The sequence below is a fragment of the Glutamicibacter sp. genome (assembly GCF_050701915.1).
In the GTDB taxonomy this organism is placed as follows: domain Bacteria; phylum Actinomycetota; class Actinomycetes; order Actinomycetales; family Micrococcaceae; genus Glutamicibacter.
In genome coordinates this window covers 1-24,581 of record NZ_JBOGEG010000039.1, presented here as the reverse complement: position 1 = coordinate 24,581, position 24,581 = coordinate 1, and the positions used below count along the sequence as shown (strand labels likewise).

The window sequence follows — 24,581 nt, the reverse complement described above, 5'->3', positions numbered from 1 at the left end:
CACGCATCCAATAGGAGGAACAATGCGCAAGACTCGTTTCGGCACTGTAGCCGCAATGGCAGCCGTCGCAGCCCTGGCCCTGACTTCATGTGGCGGCTCCGGCGACAGCGAAGCCGACGGCGACAAGATCCGCATCGGCATCAAGTACGACCAGCCGGGCCTCGGCTTCAAGGACGGCAATAACTACACCGGTTTCGATGTGGATGTCGCCAAGTACGTAGCCACCGAACTGGGCTACACCGAGGACCAGATCGAATTCGTATCGGCACCCTCGGCCAACCGCGAGACCATGCTGCAGAACGACCAGGTTGACATGATCTTCGCAACCTACTCGATCACCGATGAGCGCAACAAGGTTGTCGACTTCGCCGGGCCATACTTCGTCGCCGGCCAGGACCTGCTGGTTCCAACTGACTCGGATATCGCTGGCCCCGAAGACCTGGACGGCAAGAACCTCTGCTCGGTCACCGGTTCCACCTCGGCGCAGAAGGTCAAGGACAACTACGCCAAGAACACCAACCTGCAAGAGCTTCCGGGCTACGCAGAGTGCACCACGCAGATGAGCGGCGGCACCATTGACGCGGTTACCACCGATGACATCATCCTGGCCGGCCTGGCCGCACAGCCTGCCTACAAGGGCAAGTTCAAGGTTGTTGGCGCACCGTTCACCGAGGAGAATTACGGTGTGGGCCTACCTGATGGCACCGACAAGTGCGGCGACATCAACGCAGCAATCACCAAGATGATCGAGTCCGGCGAGTGGCAGAAGGCCCTGGACAAGAACACCGAAGGTACCGGTTACAAGCCAAACGCTGAGACCAACCCACCAACCCTTTCGGATTCCTGCGCCTAGCAGCACCTGATGCGCATGGGGGCCAAACGCAGCGTGTTTGGCCCCCATCTGCAATCTGCGTTTCTCCGGTAACCGGCTAATGCAGGTATCGGACCCATAGCCACTTGGCCGGTCTTCCGGCCATCGAGACAGAGGCTTGCAGTGGACAATTACTTATCCATATTCACTGAGTACGACATTCCCGGAGCTTTCTGGGTCAATATTCAACTAACTTTCTGGGCTGCCATTGGCGCCCTCGTGCTGGGCACTGTCCTGGCCTTGCTGCGCATCTCCCCGGTGGGGAGCTTCCAGGCCCTGGGCACCAGCTACGTCAACCTGGTTCGCAATACGCCGCTGACCATCATCATCCTGTTCTGCGTGCTGGCACTCTACGGCCAGCTCGGATTCGTGCTCAGCGGCGACTTCCAGGGCAACTTCTTCCGCCTGGCTGTCGTCGGCCTTGCCGTCTACCACGCAGCGTTCGTCTGCGAAGCGATCCGGTCGGGCGTGAACACGGTTCCGCTGGGACAGGCAGAAGCTGCCCGTGCCATCGGGCTGAGTTTCCTGCCTGCAGCGCGCCTGGTGATCTTGCCGCAGGCCTTCCGCGGAGCGATTGTTCCGCTGGGCAACACCTTGATTGCCTTGATCAAGAACTCCACCGTTGCAGCCGTCGGTTCGGTAGCCACTGAATCTTCCTCGGTAATGAAGACCATGATTGAGTTCCGTGCAGATATCGTGATCCCGATCTTCTTGACCTTCGCGGTGGGCTTCGTGATCATCGTTATTCCGGTAGGCCTGTTGACGACTTGGGCCTCGAAGAAACTGGCGGTGGCACGATGAGCGCCTCGATTCTGTTTGATACGCCCGGGCCAAAGGCCCGGCGCCGCATTCTGGCAGTCAATATTCTCGGTGCCCTGATTGCCCTGGGCATCGTGGCATGGATCATTCTCGGCTTGGCGGCAAAGGATCAGATGCAGCCTTCCCAGTGGGATGACTTCATCGAAGGCAGCACCTGGAAGAACTACCTGCTTCCAGGCCTGTGGAACACCATCAAGGCCGCAGTCTTGGGCATCATCGGCTCGGTGATCTTCGGCCTGATCTTCGGTGTCGGCCGCTTGGCGCAGAATAAGCTGATCAACGGGATTTCCACCGTGGTCGTCGAATTCTTCCGTGCGGTCCCAGTGCTGCTGATGATCGTGTTCTTCAACGTCTTCTTCTCCCGCTCCTTGCAGCTTCCAGGAGATACCGCGATGTGGGCTGTGGTCGCGGCACTGATCTTCTACAACGGCTCGGTCGTTGCGGAGCTGGTCCGATCCGGCGTGCACAACCTGCCTAAGGGCCAGCGTGAAGCCGGTATCGCCATCGGCCTGACCCGCGGCATGTCATTGCGCTACATTGAGATTCCGCAGGCGCTGGTGTCCATGTTGCCGGCGCTGATCGGCCAGTTCGTCGTGATCTTGAAGGACTCGGCGCTGGGCTACATCATCAGCTTCAATGAATTGCTGTTCTTCGCCCGCACCTACTCCTCGCCTAACGGCAACGTCCTGCAGGCGCTGATCGTGGCAGCAGCCATCTTCATCATCATCAACTTCACCCTGAGCAAGATTGCCGTGCTGGTCTCGCGCCGGCTGAGCAGCCGGGTGAAGAAGGACAAGACGGCTCCTGCAAACCCGGCCGCAGCATTGGTCGGAGCTCCAGCCGATCTCGGCATGCCAATGACCCAGGATCGTAACGATCCCAAGGCCTAGCAGCCGAAACCAGAAAATCTCCGTATCGTTTGATCCAAACGGTACGGAGATTTTTTGCTGCATCGAAGGCTGCTCAGCTCGACGCCGCCACTAGATCAACCAGGTGCGCAAGGTCTGCAGGCAATCACGAATGGCCTGCTGCGGCACATGCTCATCATCGCTGTGCGCCAGCAGCGCATCGCCCGGGCCGAAGTTCACTGCCGAGACGCCGAGGGCAGAGAAACGCGAAACATCGGTCCACCCGTATTTCGGCTTGGGTTCTTGGCCCAGCACCTTGATCAGGTCCGCGGCGATCTCCTGGTCCAATCCGGGCTTGGCTCCATCAGCGCCATCGGTGCGCTCAATTTCAAAACCGTCAAAAAGGTCAAGAACCACGGCCTCGGCTTCAGCCAGCGTCTTGTCCGGAGCGAAGCGGTAGTTCACTTCCACCTCGCAGTAATCCGGAATCACGTTGCCTGCGATACCACCGGCGACACGGACCGCGTTGATGCCTTCACGGTAGTCCAAGCCTTCAACGGTGATGGTCCGGGGCTGGTAGGCAGCCAGGCGCTGCAGGATCTCCCCCGCGTCGTGGATTGCGTTATGCCCCATCCAGGCGCGTCCCGAGTGGGCTGCCTTGCCACGGGTGCGGATGACGAAGCGGCTGGTTCCGTTGCAACCGCCTTCGACGGTGCCATCGGTCGGCTCCAGCAGGATTGCGAAGTCGGCCTCCAGGAGTTCCGGGCTGTTCTTGGCCAGGCGCCCCAGACCGGATTTGGCTGCTTCAACTTCCTCGTGGTCGTAGAAGACGTAGGTGACATCGTATTTGGCGTTGGTCAATTCTGCGGCCAGCGCAAGCTGAACGGCGACCCCGCCTTTCATGTCCGTCGCACCTCGGCCATAGAGCACCCCGTTGATGACCTCTGCGGGCACGGTGCCCTTGGAGCCCTCGGTGCGCGGCAATGGCACGGTATCGAGGTGCCCGGCCAGCACGACACGGCGTTCACGGCCGAAGTTGGTGCGCGCCACGATGGCGTCCTGGTCACGATGCACCTCCAGGTGCGCCAGTTTCCGCAGCGCTTGGTGCACCTTGTCGGCCAGCGCTTGCTCATTGCCTGACACGGATTCGATGTTCATGATCTGCTCGGTGAGCAGGGCAACGTCTTGCTGCAGGTCCAATTCGTTCACGGCTGGCTACGTCCTGAGTCTCTAGCTTCACTTTTTTGTCATTTATCAACGTTACTCCGGGCAACAAAGATACGATCAGTGTATGACTTCAGAATCTGTGACATCCAGCGAATCATCTGTCCGTTTAGCCTCAGCCCATGGCCTGGCAACGGTCGCATCCGATGGAACGATCCTTGATGTTTGGTACCCGGCTCCAGTCTTGGGCGAACTCGCCAAGGCTGAAGAGCTCTCCGGTGAACTCGCTGCCGCTGCGCAGGACGATGCAGCCCGCGGCACCACCCAGAAGGTCGTTTCACTGACCATTAATCTTGACGTAGCTCCAGCTGACACCGCCGATGTGTGGCTGCGCCTGCACCTGCTCTCGCACCGCCTGGTCCAGCCAAACAGCATCAACCTCGACGGCATCTTCGGCCACCTCGCAAACGTCGTGTGGACCAATTTCGGCCCTTGCCCGGTAGAAGGCTTCGAAACGACCCGCTTGAAGCTGCGTGCCCGTGGTGCGGTCACCGTGTATGGCGTGGACAAGTTCCCCCGCATGGTCGACTACGTGGTCCCAGCCGGCGTGCGCATTGCCGACGCTGGCCGCGTGCGCCTCGGCGCCCACCTGGCCGAAGGCACTACCGTAATGCACGAAGGGTTCGTCAATTTCAACGCCGGCACCTTGGGCACTTCGATGGTGGAAGGCCGCGTGTCTGCTTCGGTCGTCGTCGGCGATGGTTCGGATGTTGGCGGCGGCGCGTCGATCATGGGCACCCTTTCCGGTGGCGGCAAGGAACGCATTGTCATTGGCGAACGCGTACTGCTGGGCGCCAACGCCGGCGTAGGCATTTCCATCGGTGATGACTCGGTAGTAGAAGCTGGCCTGTACGTCACCGCTGGCACCCGGGTGGTTCTGGGCGAGAAGCAGGTCAAGGCGCTGGAGCTTTCCGGCGTACCGAACCTGCTCTTCCGCCGTAATTCGATCACCGGCGCCGTTGAGGCGTTGCCGCGCGCTGGCCAGACCGTTGAGCTCAACAGCGCCCTGCACGCCAACTAATTCTTGTCCTGCAACCTAACTGGCAGATCACGAATGTGGTCTGCCAGTTTTTTATTGCTTGGCTATCCTCCGGGGAAGATGATGGTCACCATCGGCTGTATGAACCCCTGGAAGGCCTTGGAATCGCGTAGCAGCGACGTACTGGCCACGATGGTAGCTGTGCCGGTCAGCCATGCCCTGGGCTCGTCCAAGGGCACGTCAATGAGCTGGATCTCCTGGCGGGTGGATTGCATGTCGTGTTCCACCCCGTGGTCGATCAGGATTCTTTCCAGCTCATCCATGCGGTGCGGTACGTACTTGCCACTGTTCTCTGCAAAGTCCTGGGCATGCTGCTGGGCGAAAACCGTGGCTTGGCCGTAGTGCGCCCGGGCCAGCCGGGCCAGTGCCGGGTAGCCGTCTTCTTCAAGCCGTTCAAGCAGTGCATCGCTGGCTGCCGGTTCTTTGGCTGGAGCTACCGCGGTCAGCGAATCCCACCAGGAGCTCCATTCCTGCTTGAGCTGTCCGTGCGAGTCGTCAATCGTGTTGCGGTTCTTGATATTGGAAGCCAGCCGGCTGTTGGGTCCGGCCTCTGCGGGGTGGACGCCTGACAGTTCGCGCAGGTACAACGCCATCAGCATATTCTGATTGGTATTTATGGCCAGCGACCAATTATTTCCACGACGTAAGTACATGCATACCACCTGACTCTTCGGCACACTTGTCGTTCCCTCTGCCTCATAGGATACTCCCGAAGTACCGCTTAAAACAGGGAAGGACCTGTCCCCCACTTTCGTGGAAAGACAGGTCCTGCCGCCGGAATCCGGAAACTCGCCCTAGGCCTGGTAGCCGGGGTAGTCGCGAGCGGTTTCACCCATGTACAGCTGACGTGGGCGGCCGATCTTCAGCTCTGGGTCCTTGATCATTTCGCGCCACTGGGCGATCCAGCCTGGCAGACGGCCGATGGCGAACAGCACGGTGAACATCTTCTCCGGGAAGCCCATTGCGGTGTAGATCAGGCCGGTGTAGAAGTCCACGTTCGGGTAGAGCTTGCGCGAGATGAAGTACTCATCGTTCAGCGCAGTTTCTTCCAGCTTCATCGCGATCTCAAGCAGCTCGTTCTTGCCCTGCTTTGCCAGCAGGTCGTGAGCGGTCTTCTTGATGATCTTGGCGCGTGGATCGTAGTTCTTGTACACGCGGTGGCCGAAGCCCATCAGGCGTACGCCGTCTTCCTTGTTCTTGACCTTGGCCATGAACTCTTCCGGGGTGATTCCCGAAGACTGGATTTCGCGCAGCATCTTCAGCACGGCTTCGTTGGCGCCGCCGTGGGCTGGGCCGGACAGCGCGTGGATACCTGCCGAAACCGAAGCGAACATGTTGGCTTCGGAAGAACCAACCAGGCGCACGGTGGAGGTGGAGCAGTTCTGCTCGTGGTCAGCGTGCAGGATCAGCAGCAGGTCAAGGGCCTTGACCACGTCCGGATCCGCAATGTAGGGCTCGGCAGCGGTGCCGAAGCACAGGCGCAGGAAGTTCTCGACCATGTTCATCGAGTTGTCCGGGTACAGCAGTGCCTGGCCAATGGACTTCTTGTGCGCGTACGCAGCCAGTACCGGCAGCTTTGCCAGCAGTCGCAGGGTCGAACGCTCAACCTGTGCGTCATCCTTTGGATCCAGCGAATCCTGGTACCAGGTCGACAGGGCCGAAACAGCCGAGGACAATACCGGCATCGGGTGCGCGTCGCGCGGGAAGCCGCCGAAGAAGCCCTTGAGCTCTTCGTGCAGCAGGGTGTGGCGGCGCAGCGAGTTGTCGAACTCGGCCAGCTGATCAGCAGTTGGCAGTTCGCCGTAGATCAGCAGGTAGGTTACCTCGATGAAGCTGGACTTCTCGGCCAGCTGCTCGATTGGGTAACCGCGGTAGCGCAGGATGCCTGCGTCACCGTCGATGTAGGTAATCGCGGACTTGGTAGCCGCGGTGTTCATGAAGCCGGGATCGTAAGTCACGTTCCCGGTAGTCTTCAAAAGTGGGGCTACGCCAAATCCGTCATTGCCCTCTGCTGCCTGTATTACTGGCAGCTCGAGGTTGGATTCTCCAAAGTGTAGCTGTGCAGACGTGGTATCTGTCATTGCATCTCCTAACCGGAAAGCGTGTAGTTCCGAAAGGTCAGTCGTCACCGTAGAACATACCGCGATTTGACCCATTCAAGCTAATTAGGGTGTCATCTTCACCGGTTGGCGGAAGAATTCAACCGTTCAACGGCAGCCGCGATCCGTTCATCGGACGCGGTCAGGGCCACGCGCACATGGCGCTCCCCCGCGGTGCCGTAGAAGACGCCAGGACCGGCAACGATGCCCAGTTCCGCCAGTGCCCCGATGGTTTCGAAGCTTGGACGCCCAGCGGTGCACCACAGGTAGAGGCCGGCCACCGAATCCTCGATGGCCAAGCCGAAGTTCTCCAGCGCCGGCCGCAGCATGGCCCGGCGTGCCCGGTACAGCTCGCGCTGCGCCGCGACATGCGCGTCGTCATTCAATGCCACTACCATGGCGTGCTGGATCGGACCGGGCACGATCATGCCCGCATGCTTGCGGCTGTTGACCAGGGTTGGCATCAGATTCGGGGCGCCGGCAACGAAGGCGGCGCGGTATCCGGCGAGGTTTGACTGCTTGGACAGCGAGTACAGGGCGAACAGGTCATCGAGGTTTCCGCCGTTGACCTCCGGGTCCAGGACGCTTGGCACCTGGCCCTCGTATTCATCCCATCCCAGTTCCGCGTAGCACTCATCGGAGGCCACGACGGCACCCATTTCACGGGCCTGGGCCACGATGCCTGCCAGCTGGGCGGTATCGCGGACCTTGCCGGTCGGGTTGCCTGGCGAGTTGACCCAGATGAGCTTCACGCGTTCGCGCTGCTCAGCAGTCAATTCCGAAAGGTCGTCGGTGGCGATGGGGGTCGCGCCGACCAGCTGGGCGCCGATGTCATAGGTGGGATAGGCGATCTCGGGACGGACCACGATATCACCGGAGCCCAGGCCCAGGAACAGCGGCAGCCATGCCACCATTTCCTTGGAGCCGACCGTTGGCATGACATCATCGGTGCTCAAACCGGTGACATTGCGGCGGCGGGCGAACCAGTCGACGATGGCCTGGCGAACTTCAATCGTGCCGTGCGTGGTCGGGTAGCCGTGCGAGTCCGCTGCCTCGGCCAGCGCCTGCTGGATCAGCTGCGGCGTGCCATCGATCGGCGTGCCGATCGACAGGTCCACGACTCCCCCCGGATGCGCGGATGCTTGCTCGCGGTACGGGGCAAGCTGGTTCCAGGGGTAATCGGGGAGCTCAAGCATAAAAGTGAAAACCTAGCCTTGGTTCTGTGGTGGCAAGGCGCTGATCAGTGGGTGGTCAGTGCCGGTGTTACCAATTTTAGCGGCGCCGCCCGGGGATCCAAGTTCGTCGAAAAAGTCGACGTTTGCCTTGTAATAGTCGGCCCATTCATCCGGCACATCATCTTCGTAGTAGATGGCTTCAACGGGGCAGACAGGTTCGCAGGCGCCGCAGTCAACGCATTCATCCGGGTGAATGTAGAGCGAGCGCTCACCTTCATAGATACAATCTACCGGGCACTCTTCGACGCACGCCTTGTCTTTAACGTCGACGCACGGCTGAGCGATGATGTAAGTCACGAGGGCCGAGACCTTTCCTTGCACTGGGTGGTTTCAACAGGAGCTAGTGGTTTCCTCAGATGCTCTTTGAATCCTTTACCAGCTCAAACTACAGTCTAGTCCTGATACCCATGCATCGGACCGCCCATTGGCTCGCTGTGACGTAATCGACCATTCACATTTCAGCTTCCCGGGGTCCAGATGAATTCTTCTTACGAAAAGATGACGCTTCCAAATGCTTAGTTTTAGTGATGTGACGCCCGGTGAACGGCTTGTTGTCCGCTACCGCTTGGCCGATGGCCGGGCCGGTGAGCATTTTTCCGATGCCTTGGGCGAGTTGCAGGAAGTAACTGAGGAATCGGTGAGCATCCAAACCCGTGCTGAGCTGGAACGCATCCCCCGCGCCGCGATCACCCATGCGAAGCGAGTGCCGCCAGCTCCGGCGCGCCGCAGGCCCCGTGCTCCTCGCACCGAGTAACACCCTGGAAGCCGCGCAATTTGCCGGCTTTCACGGGTTCCTGCCGCGGGCACACCCGTACCGCTTGGGACGACATGTGATTTGAATCTGCCAATCACTCAGCCCTTTTCGCGTATGCTGTTTTCATGCCCTCCGATAAACTTGTCCAATCGCGAGCACGAGCCCTCAGCTCCCCGCTGAGGCTTCGCATCTTGCGCTTGTGCCTCCATGAGCCACGAACGAACAAGGAAATTGCGGACATTCTCGATTTGAATCCCGCCACGTCCTTGCATCACGTGCGAACCCTGGTCAGCAACGGTTACCTCGCGGCAGAAGAACCACGCCGAGGCAACCGTGGCGCCAAAGAAGTGCCCTACCGCAGCACCAAGCAGTCCTGGGGCACCCGCATTCCCGACGCGGCCCCCATGCTGGTGGACACCTTCCTGCAGGAAATCGAGGGACTTGATCCCCAGGAGATACAGGTAATCCGTTTGGGCCTGAAACTCAATGAAGAGAACCAGAAGGATCTGATGAGCCGGCTGCGCGCAGTCATCGAGGACTACGCGGTGCGGGATCCGGATCCAGATGGCGTTGCCACCTCGCTGTTCTTGGCTCACCACCTGGATATCACCGGCAATGCGCGCAAAGACCAGTAATCCGCTTTTCGCTTATTAAACACAGAAGGAGTTCTTCCCGTTGGGGAAGAACTCCTTCTGTGTTTAGTTCTGGTGTCGTTGCTTGCGCAGCACTCGCAAGGAGCACAGCAGGGCAATCACCGACGGAATAACCATTCCGTACATCCACAGGGCCGAGGCCAGCGTCGGTCCGGGCAGGTACTTGTAGTACTGCATGCCCAAAATCAGCTGGTCATCGCCCACATAGGAAATCAGGCCAACGGTCACATAGCAGCCGATAAACCCCAGCGCACCGGCCCACAGCTTCGATGAAGAAACCGCGGCCCAGTACACCAGAACTCCGAGCAGGAGCCAGGCGAGAACCACGCCCCAAACCAGCGGGATATCGTTTCCGACATAGCTGATGGAGGCGTGGATTGCGGTGCCGAACAATCCTGCTGCCACGGCGGCAACCGCACCGCGCCAGAGCGCGGAGAGGTTGCTGCCGAGGGATTTGTGCTTATTAGGAGCGAGCGCGTGCACGGGTAGCCTTGGCACGGTCGTTGGCGTGCAGCAGGACCTTGCGGATGCGGATTGCTTCCGGGGTAACCTCAACGCACTCGTCTTCGCGAGCGAATTCCAGCGACTCTTCCAGGGTCAGGTTGCGCGGTGGGGTCAGGTTCTCGAAGCTATCCGAGGAAGCTGCACGCATGTTGGTGAGCTTCTTTTCCTTGGTGATGTTCACGTCCATGTCATCGGCGCGCGAGTTCTCGCCGACAATCATGCCCTCGTATACCTCTTCGGTTGGCTTCACGAAGAAGTTCATGCGTTCCTGCAGGTTGATCATCGCGAACGGAGTGACCACGCCAGCGCGGTCCGCCACAATCGAACCGTTGATGCGGTACTCGATCGGACCGGCCCATTGCTCGTAGCCTTCAGCCAGCGAAGCGGCAATGCCGGCGCCGCGGGTTTCGGTCATGAAGCGGGTACGGAAGCCGATCAGGCCACGTGCAGGAACCATGAATTCCATGCGAACCCAGCCGGTGCCGTGGTTAGCCATGTCGGTCATGCGGCCCTTGCGCGATGCCATCAGCTGGGTGATAGCACCCAAGTACTCTTCCGGCACGTCAATGGTCATGCGTTCCATTGGCTCGTGGACCTTGCCGTCGACCATCTTGGTAACAACCTGCGGCTTGCCAACGGTCAGCTCGAAGCCTTCACGGCGCATCTGCTCAACGAGGATGGCCAGTGCCAATTCGCCACGGCCCTGGACTTCCCAAGCGTCTGGACGCTCGGTAGGCAGGATGTTCAGCGAAACGTTACCGATCAGTTCCTTGTCCAGGCGATCCTTGACCTGGCGTGCGGTGACCTTGGCTCCCTTGACCTTGCCAGCCAGTGGCGAGGTGTTGATGCCGATGGTCATCGAGATCGCAGGTGGATCAACGGTGATCAGTGGCAGTGGCTTAGGGTTCTCAAGGTCGGTGAGGGTCTCGCCGATCATGATGTCTTCGATACCGGCAACTGCAACGATCTCGCCTGGACCAGCTTCTTCAGCTGGAACGCGGGTCAGGCCCTGGGTGGCAAGCAGTTCGGTGATCTTGACCTGCTTCATGGTGCCATCCTGGCGAGCCCAGTTAACCTGCTGGCCCTTGCGCAAGGTGCCGTTGATCATGCGCAGCAGAGCCAGGCGGCCAAGGAATGGCGAAGCGTCAAGGTTGGTGACGTGGGCCTGCAGGACTTCACCTTCGGTGTAGGTCGGTGCAGGAACGTGCTTGATGATGGTCTCGAACAGCGGCTCAAGATCTTCGTTGTCCGGCAGGGTGCCGTCAACTGGCTGGTTCATCGAAGCGTAGCCGGCCTTGCCCGAAGCGAAGACCACAGGAACGTTCAAGATGGCGTCCAGATCCAGGTCCGGAGCTTCATCAGCCAGGTCCGAAGCCAGGCCCAGCAGCAGATCCATGGAGTCGGAGATGACGCCATCGATGCGGGAGTCCGGGCGGTCGGTCTTGTTGACCACGATGATTACTGGCAGGTTGGCGCTCAGTGCCTTGCGCAGCACGAAGCGGGTCTGCGGCAGCGGGCCCTCGGATGCGTCGACGAGCAGAACAACGCCGTCAACCATGGACAGGCCGCGTTCCACCTCGCCACCGAAGTCGGCGTGGCCTGGGGTATCGATGACGTTGATGACCATCTTCTTGCCCTCGGCTGCTGGGCCGCTGTAGAACACGGTGGTGTTCTTAGCAAGAATGGTGATGCCCTTCTCGCGTTCCAGCTCACCTGAGTCCATCACGCGGTCTTCGGTTTCACCATGGCTGTCGAATGCGCCAGTCTGCTGGAGCATTGCGTTGACCATAGTGGTCTTGCCGTGGTCAACGTGCGCAACGATGGCTACATTGCGAAGTTCATCGCGAGTAATGGTGTTTGCTGACATGCGTGAAGGCTCACTTCCGCTCGAAAATTTGGGTCTGTGGAGTCGGGGCCAAAGTCGACCCAACAATCCAGTTTACGCGCTCGAGACTCATAGTCTGTTGATCTGTGTCAGAACATACAGGAATTTCATGTACCAGTCGCGAAAAATTCAGCGGATTGACCGCGTTGGTATCCAAAAACGCAGCTTGCTAGGGCCAAGGTTGACTTCAATTTCGGGAAGTTCCGCGTCCAGCAATCCGCCGCATCTTTCAATGGTGGATTTTGAACCGATGTTATCGGAATCACAGGTAACCAGCGCATGTTCAATTCCTGATTCGCGAAGTTCCTGCAACCCAAATTTACACAGTTCCTGTGCCACACCACGGCGACGATACTCGGGAACTACACCATAGCCGATATGTCCGCCGACCTGAAGCAGGCCCTCATTGAGTTCGTATCTCACGGAAACACGACCCACCAGATCTCCCTCGTCAAAGGCGGCGAACAGCGCCGAGCGCACCCACCCTTCGGGGATGTGCTCGCCGCGGCGCCCTGCCTTCATCCGGTAGACATAGTCCTCCCAGGCCTCCGATGCAGACCAGGTGGGCATGAATTCGAAATCTTCGCCAAGCATCAAGTGATGGGCATCGATGGCCTGCTGTTCGTCTTGGCTTTCCAATTCACGGATCTCCAGCGCATTTTCCAAAGTCATAGCGCCAGTATGCCAGAGCTAACTCGGCTCCCATGAGTGCGGTCCTAGCAAGGTTGCTCCAGGAATCAGACGCAGCTGGTATTCCCTGGAGTTCCCCGTTCGGGCCGCACCGGTAGTGGTAGCCAGCTGCCGCCCCGGCGGAGCATGCAGCCAAGAATCCGGCCACTGGTGGATTGCCCTCCCCGGAACAAGCTGCGTCCTAGTAGGCCACCTGTTGCCCCTGCACTTGCCTGGCCCATTCCACGGTTCCGCCGCTGAGGCTGTACACCGGGATGCCTGCCTTCGAATCGGAAATGGTGACCCGCGCCGCCTGCTGTGAACGGACGCCGGTTTTGCACACGAATACGACCGCCGAAGCGCTGCGCGCGAGCTTTCCCAGTCCGCGTTCTTTCAGCTGTGCGAGCGGAAGGTGCTGGCTATGCGGGATCGCAATGATGTCGCGTTCCCAGGCTTCACGCACATCCACCAGCAATACCGGTTCACCTGCTTCCAGCTCTGCTAGCTGCTGAACCGTGAGCTCCGGGGCATGCCCTTCGATAGCGCAGGAAACAGGTTGGTACTCCCCCAGCCCGGTCACGGGCTCACGTTGCGGATCCCGGGCAAAGCCGAGGGTCCGCACGTTGGCTTCCAGGGCATCGTAGAGCCAAAGTTTCCCACTCAGTGTGGTGCCGATCCCGGTAATGAGCTTCAGTGCCTCGGTGCACATCACCGAACCGATAACCCCGCACAGTGCGCCAAAGACTCCTCCTTCGGCGCAGCTGGGCACTGAGTCCGCGTCGGGGATTTCAGGAAAAAGATCACGCAGCATCGGACCGGTGCGCGGATCGAAGACGGACACCTGCCCGGAGAACTGGAAGAGGGTTCCCCACACCAATGGGGTGCCGGTGATTTCCGCGGCATCATTGGCCAGGTACCGTGTGGCAAAGTTGTCGCTGCCGTCGATGACCAAGTCATATTCACTGAAAAGTGCCACGGCGTTGGTTTCATCCAACTTTTCATCGACGGCGATGATCTGGACGTTCCGGTTCTGCTCGTGGGCCATCCGCCGCACCGAATCCACTTTCAGGCGGCCTACATCCTGTTGCCGGTGCATGGTTTGGCGTTGCAGATTGGACAGTTCGATGGTGTCGTCGTCCACGACCCCGAGGGCGCCGATCCCCGCAGCGATCAGGTAGCTGGCAATGGGGCTGCCCAAGCCCCCGGCTCCGATGACCAGCACCTTGGCATTGGCGATGCGGCGTTGCCCTTCTTCGCCCACCCCGGGCAGGGACAAGTGCCGGGAGTAACGCGCCAGTTCTTCCGGTTCCAGTTCCGCGCCGGGTGCTACCAATGCTGGCTGGCTCACGAGAAGTCACCGACCAGTGTCTGCATCATGCCTTCGGCCGGCGAGGATGCCAGTGCGGTATCTCGGCGCGGGATCCGGCCAGCGAGCCGTGCGGCGCGCCCGGCACGCACCGCATCTTTCATGGCCCTGGCCATGAGCGGCGCGTTGTGCGCCCGGGTCACCGCGCTGGCCAGCAGCACCGCGTCGCAGCCGAGTTCCATGGCCAGGGCCGCATCCGAGGCGGTGCCCACCCCGGCGTCAAGGATCACCGGCACCTGCGCGCGCGAGACGATGGTGGAAATATTGTGCGGATTCAAGATCCCCAGGCCCGAGCCGATCGGCGCGCCGGCCGGCATGATTGCCGCAACGCCGGCTTCCTGCAGGCGTTTGGCAAGTGCCGGATCATCATTGGTGTAGGCGAAGACCTGGAACCCGTCGGCCACCAATTGCTCGGTAGCTGCGTGCAGTTCCAGCGGGTCAGGGAGCAACGTGTGCTCATCGGCAATGACTTCGAGCTTGACCCAATTGGTTTCCAGCGCTTCACGGGCCAGGTGCGCGGTGAGGATCGCATCGCGGGCGGTGAAGCATCCGGCGGTGTTGGGCAGTGCAATCACATTGTTGCGCTGCAGCAGTTCATACACGTTGCCCGCACCGGCCGCCGAGAAGTGGCGGATGGCCACCGTGGTCAGTTCCGTTCCGGAGGCCTGCAGGGCACTTTCCAGGGTAGTCAGCGAACTCGCTCCCCCGGTGCCGAGGATCAAGCGCGAGGATAGGGTGCGTCCGGCGATCCGGAATGGGTCGCTGTGGATGTCCAGGTCGGTGATGTTGCGCGTTTCCATGCCTAGCCTCCCTGGGCTGCGGTAACGAGTTCAATGCTGTGCCCTTCGGCCAGCAGGTAGCTATTCCAGGCGCTGCGTGGAATGACAGCGCCATCGACGGCGGCGGCAACTCCGAGCTTGCTGCCGTCACCGGCCATCGAGTTGGCGTCCAGTGCTTTGCCGATCTGCGTGCTGATGAATTCGCGAAGGGTGGTCCCCTCGTCCAGGTTCAGTTGCCGGGAATTGAAATTGATGCCAATGCTTTTCATGGTTGTTGCTCCGTTCGGTGAGTTGTCTAGTTTGCTTTCGCAAAGCGGTGGGGATCCACAGCTTGGTGCAAGGGGTGGGTTTGGTTGCCGTGGACGAGATCCGCGGTGAGCATTGCGCCCAGCGGGGCCAGCAGGACGCCGTGCCGGGAGTACCCGGTGCAGAGCAGCAGGCCCGGATCAAGGCGCCCAAGCAGCGGCCGGTCATCTGGCGTGGCGGGACGTGCCCGGGCAGTTGCCTCGTTCAGCGTGCAGTCGCTGATGCCGGGGACTAGCTTTCGCGCATTGTCCAGCAGCAGGTGCATGGCGCCAATGTTCACTGCCGGTTGCCGGTCTTCTCGAACGCTGGCTCCAAGGACGAGGCTGCCGTCTTTTCTCGGCACGAGATACACCGGCTCCCGGTGCACGATGCCGCGGATGGTGCGGGTGATGAGCGGCGGGCCTGCTGGCCCCTGGATCCGGAGGATGTCCCCGTAGACCGGGCGCAGTGGAAGTTCTTTCAGGCCACCAAGTGTGCCAAGACCGGTGGCCACGATGGTTTGCTCTGCTTCGAGGATTCGGCCCGATGCGGTGCGCACTGCGGTGATCCGGTTCCCGTCGGTCACCAGGGCCTGCGCCCGTTCCTCGATGAGGTGCGGACGCAGATGCTCCAAGAGGATCTTGACGATGGAGCGAGGGTCGACTTGGTGGTCATCTTGGCACAGGACCGCGCCGGAAATATTGGCGGCCAAAGCTGGTTCAAGTTTGCGGGCCTGGCTGGGCAGGAGCTTTTGCGCTGATAGGCCCAGGGATATTTGCAGTTCGGTCAGCTCATGCAGGGCTTCGCGGTCAGCAGGCTCTGCGGCGACAACGAGGGTGGAGTTTTGCAGGTAGTCCGGGCGTTGCCCGGTGACCGATTCGATGTGCTCGATGAATTGCGGATAGGCGGCATTCGAGGCGGCCAGCAGCTGGTGCAGCGGGCCATTGCCCCAGACCGTTTCGGCTGCCGGGGCCAGCATTCCTGCCGCTGCGTAGCTTGCACCTTGACCGGGTGCTGGATCGATGAGAGTGACGGTGTGTGCGCGTGATTCCAGCTCGAACGCGACGGCCAGGCCAATAATCCCGGCGCCAACAATGTTGACATGCACAAGGGCACGCTTCCTTCCTACGGCGGCATGACCCGCATCAGGTGTAGCGGTCGGCTCGGTGCCCTCTCAGCCTGGTCGATTCAGGCTCCCGCGGATTACTGCGATTATAAGCATGATGCAGCTCATAAAGGCGAACTTTATTGAATGCAGATCCGTCATCTTCTGTGATGTACTTGCTGACATGGCATCCCATGATTTCCCTATCGCGCTTCCCCAGGGTTCTGCGCTGTCCAACGCCATCATCTCGTTGGAGCAAGAACTCCTGGAATCCAGCCAACGCCATAGCCAGGCGCAATTGGAACGACGCTTGCATCCTCGGTTCGCCGAGGTGGGAGCCAGCGGGCGAACCTATGATCGCGAGGCCATCATTGCCCAGCTTGCCCAGGAGCCGGCACGGGATGCGGGCTCGTTGACGGTCGAAAGCCCGGTGGCTATCCAGCTTGCAGATCAGCTGGTGCTGCTGCGCTGGAGGTTGCTTTCTGGTTCCCCCAGCGAGCGCAGTTCGCTGTGGATCCATGAGCAGGGCCGCTGGCAGCTGCTCTTCCACCAGGGCACGGCCGCCGCGCGGCCACTTTCCCCTGCAGGACCGAAGGAAGCCGAGCCTGCCGACGCTGAATTCTCGGTGCGATGGCTGCGCCTTTCGGATGCCGACGCCGTCTTTGAGGCGTTTTCCTCGAACCCCGACATGAAGCGCCAGGGCGACGCCGATTCCCCGCAAAAGGCCGAATCGTACGTGCGCGCACTGCTGGAGGCCGGGGACCGCCAGCAGGCGTTGGCCATCGCATATCGAGATCGGCTGGTTGGCTTGGTGTGCGGTACGGTAGATCCGGAAAATCAGAACGCGTGGGTCTGGTATTGGATGAACCAGAATTACCGGGGCAGGTCGCTGGCCACTAGAGCGGTGGCAACCTTGGCGGATTACCTGTTCGACGAGCTGGGCCTTTACCGCTTGGAGCTGGGCCTGCGGGCAAATAATCCCGGGTCGAAGCATGTAGCAGAAAGCAACGGCTTCCTGCACGAAGGTGTCGAGCGGGGCAAGTTCCTGGTTGCTGGAGAACGTATTGATGTGCACACCTACGCACGGTTGCGTACCGATCGCGGCTCTGCCGTCACGCCCTTGCCATGGGGCACGCAACGGTAGCCTGGCGGGCATCAAAAAAGTCGCGGAATCCGAGCTTGGATTCCGCGACTTTTTATCTGTCCCTCAAGTTTTGTGATTAGTGGTTAGATGCCTGGGTTCGATGCCGGTGGCGTCGAGTCCGGGCCATTGGTGGTCTGATTGGCCTCCACCTTGCTCAGCGTGCGAGCCGCAGCATCACGACCGCCGAGGCCAAAGGCCAGAGCCGCTGCCAAAGCTGCGCCAATGACGATTGCACCGAAGGCCATGTTGATGATCGAATCGGCGATACCCATGTACTTCAGGCCCATTGCTACGAACAGCGCAATTGCCGTGTAGCGGATGATCTTTGAAGCGGTGGTGTCACCCAAGAAGCGGCCAATAACGTTGGCGATAACGAAACCTGCGGCGATTATTGCTGCGCCGAAGAGGATCTTGCCGCCCAGGGCCAGGATTTCATTGAGGATGTTGGTAATCGCTGGGAAGTTCAGCATCTGGGCTGCCATCACGCCGAAGAACAGCACGATAGCAATCTTGACGATGCCAGCGATGATTCCCGAAGCGCTCTTGCCCTCGGGAACTACGCCCCACTGGGCAACAACAGTGTCGGTACCCACGCCATGGAGGGTGGATTCAAGTAGCTGGCCGACGAACTTAGCAATCAGAATACCCACTGCCAAGAGCGCCAAGGCCATGATGACCTGTGGGATTGCGGTGAAGACCAGCTGCAGCATCTGCTGAGCAGGTACCGAAATTGCCGCGATGCCCAAGACCTGCAGAGCCGAAATTGCGACGACCAGCAGGATCAAGGCGAAAACGATGTTGGCAATGATGTCAACGATCTTCGCTTGGGATTCGCGAGACTGAACTTCATCCACTGGTTCGTTGCCTGGGGTGACCTTGCGGACCAGCCCGCTGAAATCGACAGTTCCCAAACCGGTCTTCAGCAGCTGGCGAACGATATTCGCGATTACGTAGCCAATGAAGAAGATGAAGCCCGCACCGATGAGGTTGGGAATGAAGGCCATGACGCCGCCGAGCAGGCCCTGCACCGGCGATAGCACTTCAGATAGCGCGAAGACTTGCAGGATTGCCACGAGGCCGAAGAGCCAGACAATCAACCCCGCGACCTTGCCCAGGGATTGGCCTATTTGTTCTCCGTCATTGCCCTGCTTTTGCAGGAACTTCACCCTGTTCACCAACTTGGCGGCAGCCCAACGAACTATGCGCGCAACAAGCCACGTAATGATGAGGATGATTAGCGCGATGCCAACCTTTTGTAGCATCGACGCCCAGTCGATATTGCCTAAAACGTTCTCAGACTGCATTGCTGCTCCTTCAACGTAGGGACAATCCGACCCTACGATGAAGGTTCTCCGCTGACTAGGGCAAAGACCCATACTCCCAGCTTGAATCAATGGACTTACACAGTTCGAATTGCGAAAACCTGACTAGATCTTGATCAATTCAACGAATTCCGAACAATCGGATACTGCTGACAACTAATCCACGCAATGTTGGAAAGTTCGCAACTGCGCTCGAACCCGTGAATTGCCTTGGAAACTATTGCGGATTCAGCCATTGACCTTTATCAATCTGGGATTTGATGGAAGTCCTGTTGCTTAGTTGATGATTTCGCTCTGTACCGAAGCGCCTAGTTCAACGGTGCGGGAAACCGTGCAGTATTTGTCATGGGACAGCTTGACGATGCGCTCCACCATGCCGGCTGCCTTGCGGCCTTCGTCGGTATCGGGGAACTTCAAATCGAAGCCAAGATGAATGTCCTCCATCCGGCTCGCCGAGTCCTCAGAGACCTTGTAGCCGCCCGCCTTGACTTCAAACTTCTCGGGCTCGCTTCTCCGGGTAGTCGCCACATCAACATCAATGGCCGAACACCCGGCAATGGCAGCAAGCAGCAACTCCACCGGGGTCAGCAGCCCTTCGCCCTGGCCGAATTCAAGGCTGGCACCCGATTCGAGGCTGGTGGCCTTGTACTTGCGTGCTTCGACGCGTTCGATGCTGACTTCACGGATTTCACGGCTATTTTCACTCATGAATCTATCGTGCCACGATCCAGGTTGAAGATTACATGTGGCGCAACACGACTCGTTGCGGCAACGCTTCAGGTCCCCCGGGAACGGGCTCGAACCCGCAGTCGGCAAAGAACGCAATGGCAGGCTGGCGCTGGCAATCCAGATGAATGCTGATGCCAGGAGTACTGGCGATGATCGCATCCAGCAGGATGCGCCCTACGCCCTTCTGGCGATCGCTGTGCCGCACCCAGAGCAGCTCGATGCGTGTAGCGCTCCATGCGGCAAAGCCCACAATGCGCTGACCTTGCTGGGCAATCCTGACGGTCACCGCCTGGCTATAGACTACTTCCAAGGCGACGGCCACGGCATCAATATCCGCAGCCGAGAGGAAGTCGCCCCGGCGCTCCACCGAACTGCGCCAGATGTCCAACAGGTCAGGCACTTCATCCACGCTCACCAGCTCGCGCAGCACGAGAACTTCTTCCACGCCATGTTCCTTCATGCTCAAGCAAATCCGTACTTGCTGATTGGAAATGTAGCTGGATGCCAGCGTTTCCTCAAGTTTTCATCGATCATTGCGGCACACCCGCTTGCGCCTTTTCTCCGGCTCAAGCTGGCGCATTCATGCGGCCCGTGCGTTGGGCCCAGCCCCGCAATTCGACGGCGACTTGCTCGGGCTGTTCAAGGTGCACGTTATGCCCCGCAGAATCAAGCACGCAGATTCTCAGCGAAGGGTATCGGTGGGCCAGCCGCTCGGGATCCAGGTACCCGGTGATGTGGTCTTGTTTCCCGCACAGGATTGTTACCGGAATATCCAGCTGGCTTTCACGCTCCACGGGCAGTGGATCCAGGAAGTAGCGCTTGGAAAGCTTGGCCATGGATCGCAAATTCGCGCATTCCAGCCCGGGCAGCACCCACTGCGCGAAGCTCTGCCATGACTGCGGCGATTGCACCACGGCGATATCGGAGAATTGCTGCGCTTGGCGGGGATCAAGCTGGGCCAGCAGCCCGGGATTCTCGACTGCTACCTGCGGTTGCGGCACAGTGCGCTGCGCGGCATCGGGAAAGACCACTGGGGCCAGGAGGAATAGCCCCTGGGTTTGGCCGGGAAACCTGTCGGCCATCTCCTGGCAGAGCAAGGCGCCAAGGGAGTTGCCCAGCAGCGCGAATCGCCTCTCTCCCGCGGTTTGCCTGATCAGCTCCTCCAACCATGTTGCAAGTTCTGGCAGTCCCCCGCGGTTCCCAAGCGGCGGGCAGGTCCCGAACCCAGGCAGGTCGATGTAGTGCAAGTCGAAGATCTGCGCGTTCTCCAGCTCTGCTTCCAGCGGCTTGAGAATGCGGTGGTCTACTCCGTTGCCATGCACCATGAACAACGGGATCCTGCTCCTTGGGGTTACCTGCATTTCACCGTGCTTTTCTCCTGTGCCTCGCGTTGGCTTGCAGCGTAGCTGATCATCCCTTGGCCAGCTACATAGGTGAGCATAATCCAGAATCCCATTCCAGAGATGCCGATATCCGTAAATGAGCGCAGGGCGATCAAGGAATCGGAGAGGAAGAATATTGCGCCGCCGAAGCCCGCGATCGGTCCCAGTCCGGTACTGAGGATGGCCATCGCTATCAGCGCCAGGCCATAGATGATCACCGGGGCGAGCAGCGCTCCTGCACCGGGTGAGCAGAGGACCAGCAAGACGGCAAAAGCGGCAAGGTAAGGAAGCGGCATCCACCAATGGCGCAGTATCGAGGATTTCCAATATCGTGCCAGGGCGGCGATGTAGAAGAACTGCGCGATCAGGAATGCGCTAACCATGGCCAGGAATGCAGGGTCGCCGTCCATGAACCGGGGCAAGGTGTCGCCAGCCCAGGAGAAGAAGAGGGCTATCAGCACGAGCCGGATCAGTTTGCCACGCGGCGAGGTGGTGAGGGCGAGAACTGTTCCTGCCAGCAGCGGCATCAGCAGGATCTGCGTGGCGTCCGCCAGCAGCCCCGAGGGCCAGTACAGTTGTGCCAGCAAATGGGTGGCAGTTGCGAGCAGGAGCGCCAGCACCACGATCCCGGGGCGCGACCACCTCGGGAGAACTGCCAGGGTGTGCTCATTGCCTCGGTGTGGTTGCACTTTCTTCCTTTGGTAGTGCCGATGACCGCGCTTGGTGGTCCCGGAGCCTTGCTGGTTCAATCACCGGTGGGATGGCGACGCTGGCAGGACGCAGAATTCATTTCCAGAGCGGTCCTGGAATACCCGCCATGGCAGCGTGCCCCATGGCCTGTCCAGTTCTTTGCCGCCCAAGGCGCGTATGGTTCCAAGCGCGTCCTCCATGCTCTCCACCTGCTCAAGACGCAGATCCAGGTGGATCGCATTCTTCGCCGTAGCCTTGGGTGAACCTTCGCTGACAAGGACCAGTCGAGGGCCCGCCCCTGATGGATGGGCCAGAGCCATTGGGGATCGCGCTACGATTTCCCAGCCAAGCAGCTGCTTCCAGAATTCTGCATCGTCAGCCGGGTCAGCGCAGGCCAGTTGCAGGGCTTCGAGCACCAAGCCGCTTGCTTCCTCGTCGCGGGCACTGAGCAGAAATTCGTTTCCAGCGGCATCGAGCCTGGATTCCAATGCATCCTGGTGCGCGTTGCCAAGGCGTTGGGTGAGATGGGCGCCGGTTCCGAGGATCAGGTACACGCGCTGTTGAGCCCGGTCCGGGTCCTGGACCGTGGGGAAGCACAAATCCAGGTAACGCGACCCGGGCAACTGCAGGCGGGTTTCATAGCCGCCGGCGTCATCGGTCAGCATTTGGCTCTTGAGCAGATTCTCCCAGAATTCTCCATGCTGCTTCGGACTCTCGGCATCGAAGACAATATTTTCCCAGTACATGCTTCCAGCCTACCGTCGCGGTGATGCAGGTCACTTTTTGGCATCCGCTGAAGCGTCTAATAATACCCATATATGGAAATTAATTATCGTTGACTTAGGCAAGGGAAACAGAATTTCTTTTCGCAGACTTTCTGCTGGAATTAGGATCGATCAGAATTTTCTCAGTAGCGATGACTTGGCCGAATTTGATCAAGTAATTAAACTTCGTTGCACTAATTCCAATTCTGAGAGCCTCCTCGCGAAAGTCGGAGTATTTTCCGCCGGTATTATGTTGCCATGAGCAACAAGGTTTTCCCCCACCTAATGTCAGAGGGCCGGATCGGGCCCATGAGCACCGCTAACCGCATTGTCCTTCCGGCGATGGACATGAACGTTTCCGAGGGCGGTGAAATCGAGCAATCGGAAATCGACCATTATGTCGCGCGTGCCGCAGGCGGAGCCGGACTGGTCATCACCGGCGCATGCGCTATCGCCTTCCCTTACGGAGCGGCCTCGATGAAGGAACCGGGGCTGTCAGACGACAAGTACATCCCGGGCATCAAGGCTCTGGCTGACGCCATCCACGCTGCAGGCTCCAAGCTGTGCATCCAGTCCACCCACCACGGCAAGGTAGCACGCGTCGATACCGCCAACGGCCGTCCGCTCATGGCGCCGAACAAGCCGGACTACAGCTACTCCATGACCGCGCTGGCCGACTGCACCCCCGAGGAACTCGCCAAGATGGGCGCTGCCACCAAGGGCAGGCAAGCCAGCTACCACGAGATGGCCCAAGAGGACATCGACTGGCTGATCGCCGCCTGGGCCGACGCAGCAGAACGCGTAGCCAAGGGCGGAGCGGACGCCATCGAGATCCACGCGGCACACGGCTACATCCTCGGCGTCTTCCTGAACCAGCGCGACAACCTACGCACCGACCAGTACGGAGGCTCGCTGGAAAACCGTGCCCGCCTGGCCTGCCAGGTCATCGCCGCTGTCAAGGAACGCGTGGGAGATTCCCTGGCGATCCTGGTGCGCGTGGCCGGAGAGGAATACGGCCAGGAGGGCGCGTTGAGCCTTGCCGAATCCATCGAGGCATCAAAGATGTTCGAAGCCGCAGGCGCTGACGGAATCCACGTGACCGGCTGGGGACGCAACCCCTTCGACAACTTCACCGACGGGCCGCTGCCGAACAAGGTCGGGGCCTATCTGGAGAATGCAGCGGAGATCAAGAAGCACGTTTCCATTCCGGTGATCGCCGTGGGCCGCATGCTCCCGGACGTTTCCGAGAAGGCGATCGCCCAGAACAAGGTGGACTTCGCCGCCATGGGACGCCAGCTGCTGGCCGACCCAGAGCTTCCCAACAAGCTGCGCGACGGAAAGCTTGACCAGGTGCGCCCATGCATCAACTGCTACCTGTGCGTGGCGGAGAACTTCTTCGATGACACCCCGTTCTGCGCGGTGAACCCGGCGCTGGGCAACGAGAAGCTGCTGCCACTGAAGCCGGCAAGCGCCTCGAAGCATGTTGTTGTGGTTGGCGCGGGCCCTTCGGGCATGGAGAGCGCACGCTTGCTCACCGAGCGCGGGCACCGCGTAACCATCATCGACAAGGCCGACCGCTTGGGCGGGACCATGTGGTTCTCCACCATGACCACCCCGGATAACGAGCGCCTGCTGCGCTGGCTGAAATCCGAGCTCAAGCGCCTGCGGGTCGCGGTGAAGCTCAATACCCCAGCCACCGTGGAAACCATCCGGGAGCTGAACCCGGACCACGTCATTGTCGCTACCGGCGCCGTGCGTCCAAAGCCGGACATGCCGGGCGGAGACCTGCCCAACGTGCAGACCGGCGACACCCTGCGCGCCATGATGCTGGGTACCGCTACGGCCGAGGAAGCCGGACTGGTGCTGAGCACCATGGGCAAGCTCGGACGGCTCTCGGGCTTGACCAAGTCCCCGGAATTCGTTCGCCAGTTCACCAAGTTCTGGCTGCCAATGGGCAAGGACGTTGTAGTCATCGGCGGCTCGCTGGTGGGCCTGGAACTGGCAGAGTTCCTGGCCGAACGCGGCCGCAACGTCACCCTGGTCCATGAGAGCCAGCAGCTGGGCTTGCCGCTGGCCATGCCGCGCCGCTGGACCGCGGTCAAGGACAATCTCGCGCATGGCGTGAAGATCCACCGCAATGTCTCGGTCACCCGCATCACCGAGAAGACCGTGGAATGGTCCGAAGGCGAAGAGCAGTTCAGCGCCCCGGCCGACATGGTCATCTATGCCGATGGCACCACCAGTGCCGCACCGGTAGCCGATCAGCTGCGTGGTGCCGGATTCAGCGTCGATGTCATCGGCGATGCCAGCACGGTCAACTACATCCACGGTGCCGTGCACTCAGCGTGGAAGGCCACCGCCGACCTGTAGGCCGATGCACCTTGCACGCCCATAGGCAGCGGGCCGGCAGCATCC

26 protein-coding genes and 1 riboswitch are annotated in these 24,581 nt (G+C 60.1%); of the genes, 8 read left to right on the top strand and 18 right to left on the bottom strand.

Features of this window, described 5'->3' with window-relative positions; genetic code table 11:
* Nucleotides 1-22: 22 nt before the first annotated feature.
* From ACRDT3_RS16600 to ACRDT3_RS16590, 3 genes are all read left to right on the top strand, one after another.
* The gene (locus tag ACRDT3_RS16600; protein WP_431494040.1) at nucleotides 23-853 is read left to right on the top strand and encodes a glutamate ABC transporter substrate-binding protein; all 831 of its coding nucleotides are present in this window, start codon (nucleotides 23-25) and stop codon (nucleotides 851-853) included.
* A 141-nt stretch (nucleotides 854-994) separates the two neighbouring features.
* Nucleotides 995-1,672: an amino acid ABC transporter permease gene (locus tag ACRDT3_RS16595; protein WP_431494039.1), complete on the top strand. Its 678-nt coding sequence runs from the start codon at nucleotides 995-997 to the stop codon at nucleotides 1,670-1,672.
* Entirely contained in the window at nucleotides 1,669-2,580 is a 912-nt protein-coding gene (locus tag ACRDT3_RS16590) for an amino acid ABC transporter permease (RefSeq protein ID WP_431494038.1), read from the top strand. The genes ACRDT3_RS16595 and ACRDT3_RS16590 overlap by 4 nt, the downstream gene beginning before the upstream one ends.
* A 90-nt stretch (nucleotides 2,581-2,670) precedes the next feature.
* Here ACRDT3_RS16590 and dapE read toward each other — a convergent pair whose 3' ends face one another.
* Nucleotides 2,671-3,747, bottom strand: a complete 1,077-nt coding sequence (gene dapE / locus ACRDT3_RS16585; protein WP_431494037.1) for a succinyl-diaminopimelate desuccinylase — start codon at nucleotides 3,745-3,747, stop codon at nucleotides 2,671-2,673.
* 82 nt (nucleotides 3,748-3,829) lie between these two features.
* Here dapE and dapD point away from each other — a divergent pair, with 82 nt between their 5' ends.
* Complete coding sequence (gene dapD, locus ACRDT3_RS16580) at nucleotides 3,830-4,783, top strand: 2,3,4,5-tetrahydropyridine-2,6-dicarboxylate N-succinyltransferase (RefSeq protein ID WP_431494036.1); 954 nt, start codon at nucleotides 3,830-3,832, stop codon at nucleotides 4,781-4,783.
* A gap of 62 nt (nucleotides 4,784-4,845) precedes the next feature.
* On the opposite strand, the gene ACRDT3_RS16575 is transcribed toward dapD, so the two are convergent.
* The 4 genes from ACRDT3_RS16575 to fdxA form a co-directional block, all read right to left on the bottom strand.
* Nucleotides 4,846-5,454 (bottom strand): hypothetical protein, encoded by a 609-nt coding sequence (locus ACRDT3_RS16575; RefSeq protein WP_431494035.1) that lies wholly within the window; start codon nucleotides 5,452-5,454, stop codon nucleotides 4,846-4,848.
* 141 nt (nucleotides 5,455-5,595) lie between these two features.
* A complete protein-coding gene (locus ACRDT3_RS16570; protein WP_431494034.1) occupies nucleotides 5,596-6,882 on the bottom strand; it encodes a citrate synthase in 1,287 nt (428 codons plus the stop codon).
* 98 nt (nucleotides 6,883-6,980) lie between these two features.
* Nucleotides 6,981-8,096 (bottom strand): succinyldiaminopimelate transaminase, encoded by a 1,116-nt coding sequence (gene dapC, locus ACRDT3_RS16565; RefSeq protein WP_431494033.1) that lies wholly within the window; start codon nucleotides 8,094-8,096, stop codon nucleotides 6,981-6,983.
* A gap of 12 nt (nucleotides 8,097-8,108) precedes the next feature.
* Complete coding sequence (fdxA, locus tag ACRDT3_RS16560; RefSeq protein ID WP_013349521.1) at nucleotides 8,109-8,432, bottom strand: ferredoxin; 324 nt, start codon at nucleotides 8,430-8,432, stop codon at nucleotides 8,109-8,111.
* Between the two features lie 214 nt (nucleotides 8,433-8,646).
* On the opposite strand from fdxA, the gene ACRDT3_RS16555 reads away from it, so the two are divergent.
* Nucleotides 8,647-8,889 (top strand): hypothetical protein, encoded by a 243-nt coding sequence (locus ACRDT3_RS16555; protein WP_431494032.1) that lies wholly within the window; start codon nucleotides 8,647-8,649, stop codon nucleotides 8,887-8,889.
* 125 nt (nucleotides 8,890-9,014) lie between these two features.
* The gene (locus tag ACRDT3_RS16550; protein ID WP_431494031.1) at nucleotides 9,015-9,524 is read left to right on the top strand and encodes a helix-turn-helix domain-containing protein; all 510 of its coding nucleotides are present in this window, start codon (nucleotides 9,015-9,017) and stop codon (nucleotides 9,522-9,524) included.
* A gap of 63 nt (nucleotides 9,525-9,587) precedes the next feature.
* On the opposite strand, the gene ACRDT3_RS16545 is transcribed toward ACRDT3_RS16550, so the two are convergent.
* The 7 genes from ACRDT3_RS16545 to thiO all read right to left on the bottom strand — a co-directional run bounded on the left by ACRDT3_RS16545 (nucleotide 9,588) and on the right by thiO (nucleotide 16,138).
* Complete coding sequence (locus ACRDT3_RS16545) at nucleotides 9,588-10,025, bottom strand: hypothetical protein (protein WP_431494030.1); 438 nt, start codon at nucleotides 10,023-10,025, stop codon at nucleotides 9,588-9,590.
* Nucleotides 10,006-11,913: a translational GTPase TypA gene (gene typA, locus ACRDT3_RS16540; protein WP_431494029.1), complete on the bottom strand. Its 1,908-nt coding sequence runs from the start codon at nucleotides 11,911-11,913 to the stop codon at nucleotides 10,006-10,008. Before typA ends, ACRDT3_RS16545 begins: the two co-directional genes overlap by 20 nt.
* A gap of 147 nt (nucleotides 11,914-12,060) precedes the next feature.
* Nucleotides 12,061-12,597, bottom strand: a complete 537-nt coding sequence (locus ACRDT3_RS16535) for a GNAT family N-acetyltransferase (RefSeq protein WP_431494028.1) — start codon at nucleotides 12,595-12,597, stop codon at nucleotides 12,061-12,063.
* Between the two features lie 205 nt (nucleotides 12,598-12,802).
* Nucleotides 12,803-13,948, bottom strand: a complete 1,146-nt coding sequence (gene moeB, locus ACRDT3_RS16530) for a molybdopterin-synthase adenylyltransferase MoeB (protein WP_431494027.1) — start codon at nucleotides 13,946-13,948, stop codon at nucleotides 12,803-12,805.
* The gene (locus tag ACRDT3_RS16525; RefSeq protein WP_431494026.1) at nucleotides 13,945-14,766 is read right to left on the bottom strand and encodes a thiazole synthase; all 822 of its coding nucleotides are present in this window, start codon (nucleotides 14,764-14,766) and stop codon (nucleotides 13,945-13,947) included. The genes moeB and ACRDT3_RS16525 overlap by 4 nt, the downstream gene beginning before the upstream one ends.
* 2 nt (nucleotides 14,767-14,768) lie before the next feature.
* Nucleotides 14,769-15,014, bottom strand: a complete 246-nt coding sequence (gene thiS / locus ACRDT3_RS16520) for a sulfur carrier protein ThiS (protein WP_431494025.1) — start codon at nucleotides 15,012-15,014, stop codon at nucleotides 14,769-14,771.
* A 26-nt stretch (nucleotides 15,015-15,040) separates the two neighbouring features.
* A complete protein-coding gene (thiO, locus tag ACRDT3_RS16515; protein ID WP_431494024.1) occupies nucleotides 15,041-16,138 on the bottom strand; it encodes a glycine oxidase ThiO in 1,098 nt (365 codons plus the stop codon).
* A riboswitch (TPP riboswitch) is annotated at nucleotides 16,136-16,240 on the bottom strand. (Overlaps the previous gene by 3 nt.)
* A gap of 79 nt (nucleotides 16,241-16,319) precedes the next feature.
* Between thiO and ACRDT3_RS16510 the strand changes: the two genes are divergently transcribed.
* Complete coding sequence (locus ACRDT3_RS16510; protein ID WP_431494023.1) at nucleotides 16,320-17,279, top strand: GNAT family N-acetyltransferase; 960 nt, start codon at nucleotides 16,320-16,322, stop codon at nucleotides 17,277-17,279.
* Nucleotides 17,280-17,362: 83 nt separating this feature from the next.
* Here ACRDT3_RS16510 and ACRDT3_RS16505 read toward each other — a convergent pair whose 3' ends face one another.
* The 6 genes from ACRDT3_RS16505 to ACRDT3_RS16480 form a co-directional block, all read right to left on the bottom strand.
* Nucleotides 17,363-18,583 carry a mechanosensitive ion channel gene (locus tag ACRDT3_RS16505; protein WP_431494022.1) on the bottom strand — a complete coding sequence of 407 codons (1,221 nt, stop codon included), beginning with the start codon at nucleotides 18,581-18,583 and terminating at the stop codon, nucleotides 17,363-17,365.
* A gap of 294 nt (nucleotides 18,584-18,877) precedes the next feature.
* The gene (locus ACRDT3_RS16500; RefSeq protein WP_431494021.1) at nucleotides 18,878-19,309 is read right to left on the bottom strand and encodes an OsmC family protein; all 432 of its coding nucleotides are present in this window, start codon (nucleotides 19,307-19,309) and stop codon (nucleotides 18,878-18,880) included.
* Nucleotides 19,310-19,340: 31 nt separating this feature from the next.
* The gene (locus ACRDT3_RS16495; protein ID WP_431494020.1) at nucleotides 19,341-19,775 is read right to left on the bottom strand and encodes a GNAT family N-acetyltransferase; all 435 of its coding nucleotides are present in this window, start codon (nucleotides 19,773-19,775) and stop codon (nucleotides 19,341-19,343) included.
* A 121-nt stretch (nucleotides 19,776-19,896) separates the two neighbouring features.
* On the bottom strand, nucleotides 19,897-20,691 hold the full coding sequence (locus tag ACRDT3_RS16490) for an alpha/beta fold hydrolase (protein ID WP_431494019.1): 795 nt from the start codon (nucleotides 20,689-20,691) through the stop codon (nucleotides 19,897-19,899).
* The gene (locus ACRDT3_RS16485; RefSeq protein WP_431494018.1) at nucleotides 20,682-21,401 is read right to left on the bottom strand and encodes a lysoplasmalogenase; all 720 of its coding nucleotides are present in this window, start codon (nucleotides 21,399-21,401) and stop codon (nucleotides 20,682-20,684) included. Before ACRDT3_RS16485 ends, ACRDT3_RS16490 begins: the two co-directional genes overlap by 10 nt.
* A 60-nt stretch (nucleotides 21,402-21,461) precedes the next feature.
* Nucleotides 21,462-22,148: a VOC family protein gene (locus ACRDT3_RS16480; RefSeq protein ID WP_431494017.1), complete on the bottom strand. Its 687-nt coding sequence runs from the start codon at nucleotides 22,146-22,148 to the stop codon at nucleotides 21,462-21,464.
* A gap of 327 nt (nucleotides 22,149-22,475) precedes the next feature.
* Between ACRDT3_RS16480 and ACRDT3_RS16475 the strand changes: the two genes are divergently transcribed.
* Nucleotides 22,476-24,536 carry an FAD-dependent oxidoreductase gene (locus ACRDT3_RS16475; protein WP_431494016.1) on the top strand — a complete coding sequence of 687 codons (2,061 nt, stop codon included), beginning with the start codon at nucleotides 22,476-22,478 and terminating at the stop codon, nucleotides 24,534-24,536.
* The last annotated feature ends 45 nt before the right edge of the window (nucleotides 24,537-24,581 follow it).

Coding starts and splice junctions, on each gene's coding strand:
- ACRDT3_RS16525 (WP_431494026.1), bottom strand. CDS start 14,766: ATGGAAACGCGCAACATCACCGACCTGGACATCCACAGCGACCCATTC.
- ACRDT3_RS16510 (WP_431494023.1), top strand. CDS start 16,320: ATGGCATCCCATGATTTCCCTATCGCGCTTCCCCAGGGTTCTGCGCTG.
- ACRDT3_RS16600 (WP_431494040.1), top strand. CDS start 23: ATGCGCAAGACTCGTTTCGGCACTGTAGCCGCAATGGCAGCCGTCGCA.
- ACRDT3_RS16570 (WP_431494034.1), bottom strand. CDS start 6,882: ATGACAGATACCACGTCTGCACAGCTACACTTTGGAGAATCCAACCTC.
- ACRDT3_RS16500 (WP_431494021.1), bottom strand. CDS start 19,309: ATGAGTGAAAATAGCCGTGAAATCCGTGAAGTCAGCATCGAACGCGTC.
- ACRDT3_RS16555 (WP_431494032.1), top strand. CDS start 8,647: ATGCTTAGTTTTAGTGATGTGACGCCCGGTGAACGGCTTGTTGTCCGC.
- ACRDT3_RS16590 (WP_431494038.1), top strand. CDS start 1,669: ATGAGCGCCTCGATTCTGTTTGATACGCCCGGGCCAAAGGCCCGGCGC.
- ACRDT3_RS16480 (WP_431494017.1), bottom strand. CDS start 22,148: ATGTACTGGGAAAATATTGTCTTCGATGCCGAGAGTCCGAAGCAGCAT.
- ACRDT3_RS16475 (WP_431494016.1), top strand. CDS start 22,476: ATGAGCACCGCTAACCGCATTGTCCTTCCGGCGATGGACATGAACGTT.
- dapC (WP_431494033.1), bottom strand. CDS start 8,096: ATGCTTGAGCTCCCCGATTACCCCTGGAACCAGCTTGCCCCGTACCGC.
- ACRDT3_RS16550 (WP_431494031.1), top strand. CDS start 9,015: ATGCCCTCCGATAAACTTGTCCAATCGCGAGCACGAGCCCTCAGCTCC.
- thiS (WP_431494025.1), bottom strand. CDS start 15,014: ATGAAAAGCATTGGCATCAATTTCAATTCCCGGCAACTGAACCTGGAC.
- ACRDT3_RS16575 (WP_431494035.1), bottom strand. CDS start 5,454: ATGTACTTACGTCGTGGAAATAATTGGTCGCTGGCCATAAATACCAAT.
- ACRDT3_RS16505 (WP_431494022.1), bottom strand. CDS start 18,583: ATGCAGTCTGAGAACGTTTTAGGCAATATCGACTGGGCGTCGATGCTA.
- typA (WP_431494029.1), bottom strand. CDS start 11,913: ATGTCAGCAAACACCATTACTCGCGATGAACTTCGCAATGTAGCCATC.
- ACRDT3_RS16490 (WP_431494019.1), bottom strand. CDS start 20,691: ATGCAGGTAACCCCAAGGAGCAGGATCCCGTTGTTCATGGTGCATGGC.
- dapD (WP_431494036.1), top strand. CDS start 3,830: ATGACTTCAGAATCTGTGACATCCAGCGAATCATCTGTCCGTTTAGCC.